General features: G+C 61.4%; 6 protein-coding genes. 2 read left to right on the plus strand and 4 right to left on the minus strand.

Annotation, left to right across the window (positions count from 1 at the left end):
* Positions 1 to 8 precede the first annotated feature (8 nt).
* Positions 9 to 2,312, minus strand: a complete 2,304-nt coding sequence (locus tag ACX82Z_RS11645; protein ID WP_459588923.1) for a xanthine dehydrogenase family protein molybdopterin-binding subunit — start codon at positions 2,310 to 2,312, stop codon at positions 9 to 11.
* Positions 2,313 to 2,453: 141 nt separating this feature from the next.
* On the opposite strand from ACX82Z_RS11645, the gene pepN reads away from it, so the two are divergent.
* Together pepN and ACX82Z_RS11655 are read left to right on the plus strand one after the other, a co-directional pair.
* Positions 2,454 to 5,090: an aminopeptidase N gene (gene pepN / locus ACX82Z_RS11650; RefSeq protein WP_459588925.1), complete on the plus strand. Its 2,637-nt coding sequence runs from the start codon at positions 2,454 to 2,456 to the stop codon at positions 5,088 to 5,090.
* 144 nt (positions 5,091 to 5,234) lie between these two features.
* Entirely contained in the window at positions 5,235 to 7,568 is a 2,334-nt protein-coding gene (locus ACX82Z_RS11655; RefSeq protein WP_459588927.1) for a PAS domain-containing sensor histidine kinase, read from the plus strand.
* A gap of 3 nt (positions 7,569 to 7,571) precedes the next feature.
* Here the strand turns inward: ACX82Z_RS11655 and ACX82Z_RS11660 are convergent, their stop codons facing one another.
* From ACX82Z_RS11660 to ACX82Z_RS11670, 3 genes are read right to left on the minus strand one after another with little or no spacing between them, the layout of a single operon-like run.
* Positions 7,572 to 10,517 carry a bifunctional [glutamine synthetase] adenylyltransferase/[glutamine synthetase]-adenylyl-L-tyrosine phosphorylase gene (locus tag ACX82Z_RS11660; RefSeq protein WP_459588929.1) on the minus strand — a complete coding sequence of 982 codons (2,946 nt, stop codon included), beginning with the start codon at positions 10,515 to 10,517 and terminating at the stop codon, positions 7,572 to 7,574.
* Complete coding sequence (locus tag ACX82Z_RS11665) at positions 10,514 to 11,947, minus strand: sensor histidine kinase (protein ID WP_459588931.1); 1,434 nt, start codon at positions 11,945 to 11,947, stop codon at positions 10,514 to 10,516. The genes ACX82Z_RS11660 and ACX82Z_RS11665 overlap by 4 nt, the downstream gene beginning before the upstream one ends.
* Positions 11,947 to 12,618, minus strand: a complete 672-nt coding sequence (locus ACX82Z_RS11670; RefSeq protein WP_459588933.1) for a response regulator transcription factor — start codon at positions 12,616 to 12,618, stop codon at positions 11,947 to 11,949. The genes ACX82Z_RS11665 and ACX82Z_RS11670 overlap by 1 nt, the downstream gene beginning before the upstream one ends.
* Positions 12,619 to 12,676 lie beyond the last annotated feature (58 nt).

The raw sequence follows: 12,676 nt of genomic DNA on the forward strand, positions 1-12,676 counted from the left end.
CGGTTAGCCTATTTCGCCGCCTGAATCGCCTGCCAGATGCGCTGTGGCGTAGCAGGCATGTCGATGTGGCCGATGCCGTAGGCACGCCACAACGCGTCCGTCACCGCATTGAGCGCTGCCGGTGTCGCGCCGATGGTGCCCGCCTCGCCCGCACCCTTGATGCCGAGCGCATTGGTTGTGGACGGGACGTTGCGCGTTTCGAAATGGAAATTGGGAATATCTTCGGCGCGCGGCACGGCGTAGTCCATGAAGCTTGCCGTGATCAACTGGCCATCTTCGCTATAGACTGCCTCTTCGCAAAGCGCCTGACCGACGCCCTGCACGACACCGCCATGAACCTGCCCGGCCAGAAGCAGCGGGTTCACCGTCGCGCCGAAATCGTCGACGATCGTATAGCGAACGATCTGCGTTTCGCCGGTCGCCGGATCGATCTCCACTTCGCAGATATGCGTGCCGTTCGGATATGTCGCCTCGTCCTGAACGAATTCTCCGAACCCCTTCAAATCAGACTCGTTTTTGGCTGCGCCGGCCAATGCAGCGAAGTCGATTACACGATCGGTGCCGACGATGCGCGCGGTGCCGTCCGCAAGCTCGATATCGTGCGGTGAGGCTTCGAGTTCGTCGGCTGCGATGCGCTTCAGCTTTTCGGCAAGCTCTTCGCCGGCACGCGCGGCCGATACGCCGCCAAGCGGGATGGAACGCGAACCGCCCGTACCGCCGCCCTTTTCCAGCCTGTCGGTGTCACCCTGATGCACCTTGACCTTTGCCGGATCGAGATTGAGCTTGTCAGCAACGAACTGCGCATAGGCCGTTGCATGCCCCTGCCCGTTGGACTGGGTGCCAATAGACAGCGTTACCGTGCCATCCGTGCCGAGTTCGACATGAGCCGGTTCGGAGCCGGCAAAAGCGCAGGCCTCGACATAGGTCGCCATGCCGACGCCCCTGATGTGTCCGCGCGATCGCGCCTCTTTGGCGCGCGCCTCGAAACCGTCCCAATCGGCCCTTTCGAGCGCGGTCGTCATGTGGCCGTCGAATTCGCCGACATCGTATTTTCGACCGGTCGGCGTCGTATAAGGAAACTGGTCCGGCCGGATGAAATTGCGCCGCCGGATTTCAGGCGCAGACAGGTTCATGTCTCGCGCGCACTGGTCGACGAGCTTTTCGAGCTGGAACGCCGCTTCCGGGCGACCGGCGCCGCGATAGGCGTCCACCGGAACCGTGTGCGTGTACACACCCGCGATTTCGACATCGAGCGCCGCAATGTCATAGACGCCCGTCGACATGGTCGCGCCGACCCAGGGAATGAACGGCCCGGCCTGCGAGCAATAAGCGCCGATATTGGCCTTCGTATCGACGCGCAGCGCCAGAAATCGTCCGTTTTCATCAATCGCCATTTCGGCGGTCGCGAAATTGTCGCGCCCATGCGCATCGGTCAGAAAATGTTCTGTGCGATCGCTCGTCCACCTGACCGGCGCGCCGAGACGCTTTGCCGCCTCCAACACCAGAGCATGCTCGCGATAGGTGAACATCTTGGTGCCGAAGCCGCCGCCTACGTCGGGCGTCACAACGCGCAGCTTCGCGTGATCGATTCTGAAGACCTGATCGCACAGGATGCGGCGCATGGAATGCACTCCCTGCGAGCCCGTCGTCAATGTGTAGCGATCCTCCGCCTCGATCCATTCGCCGAGCGCCGCGCGCGGTTCCATATAGTTCGAGACGAGGCGATTGTTGCGAAAGTCGATACGCGAGATATGAGCGGCTTTCGCGAAGGCCGCTTCGGCCTTTTCGCGGTCTCCCAGCCGATAGGTGAACGCGGTGTTGGAGCCGCGCTTTTCCCACACGAGCGAAGCATCGTCGGCCAGCGCCGCGTCGATCGTCGCCACCGCCTCTTCGGCATCGTAGTCGACTTCGATCAGGTCGGCCGCGTCCTGCGCCTGCGCGCGGGTTTCAGCAACGATGAACGCCACCGCATCGCCAACATAGGACACGCGTTTTTTGCACAGGATCGGAATGTCGTGGGAAGGCGCTCGCGTTCCATCCGGCTGCTTTTGCATCGCCATCGTCTTGAGCGCGCCCAGATAGGAAAGATCGCTGCCCGTCAGGATGGTGCGAACGCCGGGCGATGCAAGCGCGTCGTCGAGCGGCCCGATCGAGAACGTGCCGCTGGCGATCGGTGAGCGAAGGACGTAGCCATGCAACTCGCCCTCGCGAGCGAGATCGTCCGTGTAGCGCCCCTTGCCCGTAATGAAGGCGTCATCCTCGAGACGACGTATGGAAGCACCCATGCCGAATTTTAGGGTGATGACATTCATGAAAATATCCGGAGCTTTTGATGGGAGCGTTCGCGAAGTGCGTGAGGGGGCAGTGTTGTCGACTGCCACCATCGTGTAAAGACCAGCCTGTCATTTAAAGCGCAAAGCGCTGCGCTCTTCGCGCAGATCAAGAGGCATGTCATGAGCATCGATACCGGCAAGGTCTACCGCCTGGAAGATTACCGCGCCAGCGACTACCGGATCGAGAAAACGATGCTGTCCTTCCGGCTCGATCCGGAGCGTACGCGCGTGACCGCAACGCTCGACATTTCACGACGCGAGGACGCGGCGCTCGATGCCCCGCTGGCGCTCGACGGCGACGGGCTGAAACTGATTTCGGTTTCGCTCGACGGGAACCCGCTTACGGCGGACCGATACCAAGCCTCGGCGGACGAACTGAAAATCGAACGGCTGCCGGGTGGCCCGTTCACACTGACGATCGAGACCGAGCTTTCTCCGAGCGCGAATGGCGCGCTGATGGGGCTGTACCTGTCGAACGGCGTTTACTGCACGCAATGCGAGGCCGAAGGTTTTCGCCGCATCACCTATTTCCTCGATCGGCCGGACGTCATGTCAGTCTATGCGGTGCGCATCGAGGCTCCGAAGGACAGCGCTCCGATCTTGCTGTCGAACGGCAATCCCGTCGAGAGTGGCGATCTGGCCGATGGCTGGCACTATGCCGTCTGGCACGATCCGCACCCGAAGCCGTCTTATCTGTTTGCGCTGGTTGCCGGCGACCTCGGCCTCGTACCGGATCGCTTCACGACGCGTTCGGGCCGTAACGTTGCGCTCGGCATCTATGTCGAACGGGGCAAGGAAGCGCGCGCGGCCTATGCAATGGATGCTTTGAAAAGGTCGATGCGCTGGGACGAGGAGGTGTTCGGCCTCGAATATGACCTTGACGTTTTCAATATCGTCGCCGTCTCCGATTTCAACATGGGCGCGATGGAAAACAAGGGCCTGAACGTCTTCAACGACAAATACGTCCTGGCCGACGAGACGACCGCTACCGATGCGGATTTCGCCAATATCGAGGCGATCATCGCGCATGAATATTTCCACAATTGGACAGGCAACAGAATCACTTGCCGAGACTGGTTCCAGCTTTGCCTTAAGGAAGGGCTGACGGTCTTCCGCGATCACGAATTCTCCGCCGACATGCGTTCGCGGCCCGTTAAGCGCATTGCGGAAGTGCGCACCTTGAAGGCGCTGCAGTTCCCTGAGGACCAAGGCCCCCTCGCCCATCCCGTGCGACCGCGCCGCTATCGCGAGATCAACAATTTCTATACGGCGACCGTCTACGAGAAAGGTTCGGAAGTCGTGCGCATGATCCGCACAATCCTCGGGCCGGACTTGTTTCGGAAAGGCATGGATCTTTATTTCGAGCGCCACGACGGCGACGCCGCGACGATCGAGGATTTCCTGAAGGTGTTCGAGGACGCGTCCGGCCGCGATCTGTCGCAATTCGCGCTCTGGTATCATCAGGCCGGCACGCCGCATGTCGGCGTATCCGCAAGCTTCGACGATGCGCGCGGCGAGCTTTCGCTCGAGATCGAGCAATCGGTGCCGCCAACCCCATCGGAGAGCCGCAAACGGCTGATGCATATTCCGCTGACCTTCGCGCTCGTGGGCGCGGACGGCACCGATATGCAGGCGCAGCCGAGCGATGGTGCGGTGGTCGAAGACGGCGTTATCCATCTGAAAAAGCGCAAGCACAGCATTCGTTTCTCGGGACTTTCGCAGCGGCCGGCGCTTTCGCTCAATCGCGGCTTTTCGGCACCGATCACACTGTCATGCGAGCAAAGCGTCGACGACCGTCTGTTCCTTGCCCGTCATGACGCTGACGAAGTTGCACGATGGCAGGCGCTGACCGGTCTTCTGACCGATCACCTGATCGACGCCAGCACGTCACAGCCGACGCGCAGCAACATGGCCGGTCGCCTTGCCGAAGTGCTCGGCGTCATCGCCGCCGACAACGCGCTGGAACCGGCCTACCGGGCTCTGGCGCTAACGCTGCCTGGCGAAGCCGACATCGCACGCGAGATCGGCTCAAGCATCGATCCAGACGCGATTCACGCAGCGCGCAACGCCTTGATCGACACCGTCGCGACAACCAATCGTGAATCATTCCAAGACCTTTACGCAGGTTTTGAAGACCGCGATTCATTTTCTCCCGATGCCGAGAGCGCCGGCCGCCGCGCCCTGCGCAACGTGCTGCTCGATTATGTATCTGCGGCGGCGGAAACGCCCGACAAGGCGGTCGACCAATACCGCAACGCCACCAACATGACGGAGCGTGCGGCGGCGCTGAGCGTTCTCGCGCACCGTTTCACGGGATCGGACGCGACGATTACCGCCCTTGCCGATTTCGAGACCCGCCATGGCGATGACCCGCTCGTCCTCGACAAATGGTTTCAGGTGCAGGCGACCGCACCCGGCGAAAATACTTTGGCCAAGGTCATCGAACTGACCGGCCACAAGGGCTTTTCGATGAACAATCCCAACCGGGTCCGTTCCTTGATCGGAACATTTGCCAGCGGCAACCAGACCGGCTTTCACCGGGCGGACGGTGCGGGCTATGCCTTCGTGGCTGACGCGATACTCGATGCCGAAAAGCGCAATCCGCAGCTTGCCGCACGGCTCGCTACCGCTTTCCGCTCTTGGCGCTCTCTGGAAGAAAGTCGCCGGGTACTGGCGCGCGGCGAACTGGAACGGATCGTTGCCACACCTGCCCTTTCGACCGATCTCAGGGACATCGTGGAACGAACTCTTGCCTGATTGTCGCCATAGCCGCGTCAATAATTTATCAAGATTTGGCCTCAGCCTCTGGACAGCACGAATCCGCTCTGATTCTTTATAGACGATTCGGGAGTGCGGCGTTGCCGGGTCGATTCGTCAAGTAGAGGTTTTGGGGAGCCATTCATGGCATTAACGGACGCGTGGGGCGCGACCGCAGGACAGTTCTTTGCCTGGCGCACGAAGCCGCGCCGGCGCGAGGTGCGCCTTGCCGGACATGCGCGTTTCCTTGCCGCGCCTGCCTATCGCCGGCTGCTGGCCGCCGAGCCCTATCTGCGCCGTTCGATCCCCACGCTGATCGTCTGCTTCCTGATTCTGATTGCGGCCATGCGCGCCACGACGCTCCTTTCGGAACGAGCCGAGCTTGAAGCGACCGCAAAAGGGCTGCTCGGCCTTTCCGCCAGCCAAATCTACCATGCCATGCGCACGAGCCATGGTGAGGCATCGCCAGACCGTCTCATCTCCGAAGCAGTGCTGCGTGATGCGACCCGCCACTCCGTCATCGCCGACGAGCAGGTACTGATCATCGCCGACGCAGATTTCGAGATCGTCGCGACGACCGGACAGCAAAATCTCATCGGCGAGGCGCTCGACAATCTCATCACCGGCGGGCAGCCGCTTTTCATGTTCGGTCAGCGGGCCGGCATCCAGGAAGTGACGATCGGCGGTGCGAGCTGGTATGCGGCAGCCGAACTGCTCGAAGGCCGCGTGGGCGCCGTGGTGACGCTGATTTCGCGTGACACGGTCCTGGAGGAATGGCGCAAGTCGCTGGCGCTCAACGTCACTTTATTCGTGCTGACCGCCGGCGTCCTTTTGCTCGTCCTCTACGCCTATTTCACGCAGGCGGCACGCGCCGAGGCTGCCGACCGCATCTATGACGACGCCAAGATGCGCAACGACATGGCATTGACGCGCGGGCGCTGCGGCATATGGGACTGGGACCTGGTGCGCGGGCGCATGCACTGGTCGCGCTCGATGTATGAGATGCTCGGCTACGAGCCGTGCGAAGGCATGCTGTCCTTCGGCTCTATCTCGCAGATCATTCATCCCGAGGACGGCGACCTGATGGCCATCGCCCAGCGCGTCGCAGAAGGCGAAACCGACCAGTTCGACCAGATTTTCCGGATGCGGCATGCCAATGGCGGGTGGGTCTGGATCAGGGCCAAGGCGCAGGTCAACGACCCGGACGCCGCCGACATCCACCTCGTCGGTATCGCGGTCGACATCACCGAACAGCGCCACCTTGCCCAGCGCTCCGAAACAGCGGATTTGCGGCTGCGCACCGCCATCGAGAACATCAACGAATCCTTCGTTCTTTGGGATGCGAACCAGAACCTCGTTATGTGCAATTCGAAGTTCCAGAAAGATCACGGTCTTTCGGACGCGGATGTTTTTCCCGGCACCAGCCGCGAGACGATCCAGAAGCGCATGGCGGCCTTTGCCTATGAGCGCAAGCTGGCCAACGCCAACGGTCCGGCTGGCGGCGTCACTTATGAACGGCAATTGTCCGACGGGCGCTGGCTTCAGGTCAACGAATTGCGCACGCGCGACGGCGGCACGGTGTCGGTCGGCACGGACATCACGCCGATCAAGCAGAACCAGGAAAAGCTGGTCGATTCGGAACGCCGCCTGATGGCGACGATCCACGACCTGTCACTCGCCCGCAAGGCGGAAGGCGAGCGCACGCGCGAACTGACCGAACTCAACCGCGAATACATGAAGGAAACCGAGCGGGCGGAAGCAGCCAATCGCGCAAAATCGGAATTCCTCGCCAATATGTCACACGAATTGCGCACGCCGTTAAACGCGATCATTGGCTTTTCGGAGCTCATGTCATCCAAGCTCTTCGGCCCGCTCGGCTCGGACAAGTACGAAGAATACACGCGCGACATCCACGGCTCGGGCACCTACCTGTTGGGCGTCATCAACGACATTCTCGACATGTCGAAGATCGAAGCCGGCCAGTTCTCGATCGATCGTGAGGGCATCGACCTCAACCCGCTCATCGACGAGGCGATCCGTGTCGTCGCCCTGCAGGCGGCCAAAAAGCAGATCAATGTCGAGACGAAAATCTCCAACACGATGGAGCTTTTCGCCGACCGCCGCGCGATCAAGCAGATCATGCTCAACCTCCTGTCGAATGCCGTGAAGTTCACCGGCGAAGGCGGACGCATCTCGATGCGCGCGCGCAAGCTCGGCGGCTCGATGGTGATCAGCATCGAGGATACGGGTTGCGGCATCCCGAAGGATGCGCTGAAGAAGCTCGGACGCCCCTTCGAGCAGGTGCAAAACCAGTTTTCGAAGAACCATACGGGATCGGGTCTCGGACTTGCGATCTCGCGCTCGCTGGCCGAACTGCACGGCGGCGCGCTGAAAATCCGCTCCAACGAAGGCCATGGCACGATCGTGTCGGTGCGCATTCCAGCCGGCAACCAGCTTCCGGTGAAAGTCGCGGCATAAAGCCTACGGCCGCACGATTTCCCCGAAATGCGCGGAAACTGAATTTGCCGTCTCCTTCAAATGCGCTTCGAGTACCTTCAGGTCCGGCAGGTCGGTCGTGCGCAAGAGAAGATCAGCCAGACCCGGCGGCACGTCATCCGGCTCGAATGCCCCGGTGAGGCAAAGCCGGATGATCTGCGTCAGGCTGGTGTACAGGTCATGCGCGGCGACAAGCTCATCGCGCGTCTGACCGTCGCAGAAATCGGGTGAAAGGCGCTGAAGGGTCTCGACGGTCGATGAGGTGAGCGCCTCCCGCTCCGTGCCGCCGGTCAAGGTGGCGACTTGCGCGATGAACTCCAGATCGATCAACCCACCGAGCACCAGCTTGACGTCCCAAAGATCGTGCGGCGGCTTTTCTGTCGCGATCAGCGTGCGCATCTCCGCCGCGTCAGTGCGGACCTTTTTCGCATCGTGCGCACTGCCCAGAACGATGGCGATGTCGTCCTCGATCGCACGGCCGAGCGTATCGTCACCGGCAACGACGCGTGCGCGGGTAAGTGCCATGTGCTCCCAAGTCCAGGCTTCCGTGCGCTGATACTTCCGGAACGCGTCGATATGCGTTGCGACCGGCCCCTTGTTGCCGGACGGACGCAGGCGAAGGTCGAGTTCGTAGAGCACGCCTTCGGCGGTCGGGGCAGAAACCGCAGCGATCAGGCGTTGCGTCAGCCGCGCGAAATAGTGTGCGGGCGCAAGCGGCTTTTCACCATCGGATTCCTCCGCATCGCCGTCATGATCGTAAAGGAGGATCAGGTCGACATCGGACCCCGCCGTCAGTTCCCGGCTGCCGAGTTTGCCCATACCAACGATACTGACGCGCCCGCCGGGAACGTGGCCATGGCGCAGCGCGAATTCATCTTCCACCGCCTTCAAGGCCGCGTCTATCGCCAAATCCGCAAGATCGGAAAACGCCTTGCCTGCCCGCCGGTGATCGATCGCGCCGGAAAGCAGACGAATACCGATGAGGAATTTCTGCTCGGCGGCGAAGATGCGCAGCCGGTCGAGCAATTCCTCGTGCAGGTCCACGCCGGCAATAAAACCTTCGAGGCGTTCGGCAAGATAGGCCTTGTTGGGCAGTTCCGAGAGAAGACCCGGATCGAGGAGCCCGTCGAATACATGGGGCCTACGGGTGATGATCTGCGCCAGACGCGGCGCTGCACCCATGATGGTGACGAGCAGCTTGAGCAGCGAGGGGTTCGACTGGAAAAGCGAGAAAAGCTGGATGCCTGAGGGCAATCCCTTCAGAAATTCGTCGAAGCGCAAAATCGCCTCGTCCGCGCGGCGTGTCTGGCCGAACGCTTCCAGCAGCGCCGGCGTCAGTTCCGTCAGGCGCTCGCGCGCTTCGGCCGATTGCGTGGCGCGATAACGCCCGAAATGCCAGGTGCGGATAATCCGTGCGATATCGCTCGGGCGCTCGAAACCGAGATTGGAAAGCGTCTGCAAGGTGTCGGGATCGTCGACATCGCCAGTGAAGACGAGATTGCCTACGCCCCGCGACAGTTCCGGCGCAGTCTCAAACAAGGCCGCGTAATGGCTTTCGACAAGCTGAAGCGAGGCGCGGAATTTTTCCGAAAACTCCAACTCATCCTTGAACCCGAGCATCAGCGCAATCCGCCGCAGACCTTCGTCGTCCGGCAGCGTGTGCGTCTGCTCGTCCGCTACCATCTGGATAGCGTGCTCGACATCGCGCAGGAACCAGTATTGCCGCGTCAGCGCATCACGAGCCTCGGTCGAAATCCAGCCACGCTCGGCAAGCGCGCCGAGCATCGCGACGGTCTGGCGACCACGCAATTCGCGAAACCGTCCACCCGCGATCAGTTGCTGCGTCTGGACGAAGAATTCGATCTCACGAATGCCGCCGCGTCCGAGCTTCACATTGTGGCCCCTCACCGCGATCTCGCCATGGCCCTTATGCGCATGAATCTGGCGTTTGATGGAGTGGACGTCGGCGATCGCCGCAAAGTCCATATATTTGCGCCAGATATAGGGGGTGAGTTCAGCGAGAAACGCCTTGCCTGCGTCGATATCGCCAGCAACCGGACGCGCTTTGATCATGGCCGCACGTTCCCAGTTCTGGCCACGGCTTTCATAGTAGTTCAGCGCAGCCTCGGTCGGGATCGCAAGCGGTGTCGAGCCGGGATCGGGGCGCAGGCGCAGATCGGTGCGGAAGACATAGCCATGCTCCGTGCGATCCTGAAGGATGCGAACCAGGCGGCGCGCAAGGCGCGAGAAAAGGTCGGTCGCGTCCATCGGGTCGAGGATGGCAGGCGCTTCGACATCGACGAACAGGATAAGATCGATATCCGATGAAAAGTTCAGTTCGTGCGCGCCAAGCTTGCCCATGCCGAGCACAACCAGCCCGGACCCTTTTCCCGGATCGGCCCGATCGGGCAGCTTGATCTTGCCCTTGTCATGCGTTTCGACGAGCAGGAAATCGACCGCAGCGGCGATGCAGGCATCGGCAAGATCGCTCAAATTGACCACGGTGGTTTCGGCCGAAGCGCGGTCCGCAAACTCCATGAACGCCAAAAGAGCGTGCGCCTCGCCCTTGAGGAGCCGCAGCGCACGCATCAATTCGCCTTCACTTTCGGCTGTTCGCGGGGTGTCGCCGATCTCGGCGAGAATGGCCGTCAGCCTTTCTTCGATGGATCGATCGATCAGGTTTTGCAGGATTTCCGGTCGCCGTCGGGCGACATCGCGCAGGAACGGCGACAGATCGAAGGCAGCGCCCAGAAAGGCCTGCAACCGCGCATTGCCACCAAGAGTTTCCGCCAGTTGGGCGCAGCCATCCTGCTTTGCCGTTTCCAGAAAGTCCGCTGCGAGCTCGATGGCATTATCCGGCCGCAAGGGCGTCAGAGACGACTTTGCAAGTTCGGCCAGAGTTGTGGAGCGCTTTGGTTCGTTTTTGTTCATCGAGCCGGAGAATCGCCTGTCGGAAAGATCATCGACACGCATAATCCGGGTTTTTGGTCGGAGAGTTCAAGCCGACCGCCATGAAATGTCATCACAGCCTTGGCGAGACTGAGGCCGAGGCCCGATCCCGGCTGCGTCCGGCTTTGCTCCAGACGCACGAAACGCTCCGTCGCGCGGCCGCGATCTTCGACGGAGATGCCCGGCCCGCTATCGATGACGCGCACGGCAATCGTTTGGCCCTCACGCGCTGCAGACACCTTTACGCGCGGCTCTTTACCAAAGCCGGCAGAATATTTGATCGCGTTGTCGACGACATTCGACAACGCCTGCCCGATCAGTTCGCGATTTCCGCCAATGCCGAGTTCGCCTTCGACATCGGCGGAAAGCACAACGCCGACTTCTTCGGCCGCCGGCTCGTAGAGCTCCACGACGTCACGCGCGATCGCGGCAAGGTCCACAGTTTCGGTGTGTTCGGCCGAGTACCCGGCTTCGAGCCGGCTGATCATCAGGATCGCGTTGAAGGTACGGATAAGCTGATCCGATTCGGCGATGGTCGCCTCGAGCGCCTCGCGATGCTGATTGTCATTATCCTTCGAGAGCGCGGCTTCGGCGCGATTGCGAAGGCGCGTCAGCGGCGTTTTCAGATCGTGCGCGATATTGTCGGAGACCTGCTTCAGCCCCTCGTTCAAAACCGCGATGCGCGCCAGCATCGCGTTGAGATTTTGCGAGAGGCGATCGAACTCGTCTTCCGCTCCCGTCACGGGAAGGCGGCGCGACAGGTCGCCGCCCATGATGCGCCGACTCGCATCGGAAATATTGTCGATACGTCGCAGCGCAGCGCGCCCGACGAAGAACCAGATGACAAGCGCGCCGAACCCCATCATTCCAAACGCTACGGCAAGCGCGCGGCGAATGACGGTTCCAAAGCGCTCCGGCTCGCCCAGATCGCGCCCGACCAGAAGAATCATCTGGTTGGGCAATCGGCCGACGAGCGCCATCGCCATATGAGGCCCCTCGCGTGCGCTGGGAACGTCGCCGCCACGCGCGCTTTCAAGCTCGCCATAGCGTTGGTAGGTGAAAGGGCGTGCCGTCCAGCCTTCCTGCGCGAGCGTGCTTGCCTCGATGCTTTCGACATTGCCGCCCAAAATGCGCCCGGTCGGATCGGCGATGAGATAAAGATATGCGCCCGGCTGGCGCGAGCGGCCCTCGACGACGCGCACGAGCGTCGTCAACCCGCCGCGCTGATAGGCACGCCCGAGGCTTTGCACTTCCTCCGAAACGGTATCCTGAATCTGGCCTTCCAGCATGCGCATGGTGAGCGAGCCCATATAGAAGACGAGCCCAATCGCGCAGATCGCGAACAGCAGCAGGTACAGCGCGGAAAGCCGAGCTGCGGTCGTCTTCATCAGGGCCGAAATGGATGACAGCATCAGGCCTTCAACATGTAGCCGGCGCCCCGGATCGTGTGGAGAACGGCGCTGTCGAAACCCTTTTCGATCTTCGAGCGCAGCCGGGAGATATGCACGTCGATGACGTTCGTCTGCGGGTCGAAATGATAGTCCCACACATTTTCAAGCAGCATGGTGCGAGTGACGACCTGCCCCGCATGGCGCATCAGATATTCGAGCAGCCGGAACTCACGTGGTTGAAGTACGATCTCCTTGCCTGCGCGGCGTACGGAATGCGAGAGCCTGTCGAGTTCCAGATCGCCGGCGCGGTAGACCGTTTCGACATCTTTCGCCCCACCCCGACGTTTCAGGACCTCGACGCGCGCGAGAAGTTCGGAAAACGCATAAGGTTTGGTCAGGTAGTCGTCGCCGCCTGCTCGCAGACCCGTCACGCGATCATCCACCTCGCCCAGCGCCGAAAGGATCAGGACCGGGGTGTCATTGCCTCTGGCACGCAGGCCGGCAACGACAGACAGACCGTCGCGGCGCGGTAACATCCGGTCGACCACGAGAACGTCATAGTCACCGGAGCTTGCCAGTGCAAAACCCGTCTCGCCATCGGCGGCGACATGCGCCTGATGCCCCGCCTCGTCGAACGCCTTTTCCAGATATTCGGCGGCTTCCCGATCGTCTTCGATGACCAGCAGTTTCATTTGAATGCCCATCCCTTAATGGAAAGGCGACGGCGGGTGTTGGGACCCCGCCGTCGCC

The organism is Aliihoeflea sp. PC F10.4 (assembly GCF_054612275.1).

Coding starts and splice junctions, on each gene's coding strand:
- ACX82Z_RS11645 (WP_459588923.1), bottom strand. CDS start 2,312: ATGAATGTCATCACCCTAAAATTCGGCATGGGTGCTTCCATACGTCGT.
- pepN (WP_459588925.1), top strand. CDS start 2,454: ATGAGCATCGATACCGGCAAGGTCTACCGCCTGGAAGATTACCGCGCC.
- ACX82Z_RS11655 (WP_459588927.1), top strand. CDS start 5,235: ATGGCATTAACGGACGCGTGGGGCGCGACCGCAGGACAGTTCTTTGCC.
- ACX82Z_RS11660 (WP_459588929.1), bottom strand. CDS start 10,517: ATGAACAAAAACGAACCAAAGCGCTCCACAACTCTGGCCGAACTTGCA.
- ACX82Z_RS11665 (WP_459588931.1), bottom strand. CDS start 11,947: ATGCTGTCATCCATTTCGGCCCTGATGAAGACGACCGCAGCTCGGCTT.
- ACX82Z_RS11670 (WP_459588933.1), bottom strand. CDS start 12,618: ATGAAACTGCTGGTCATCGAAGACGATCGGGAAGCCGCCGAATATCTG.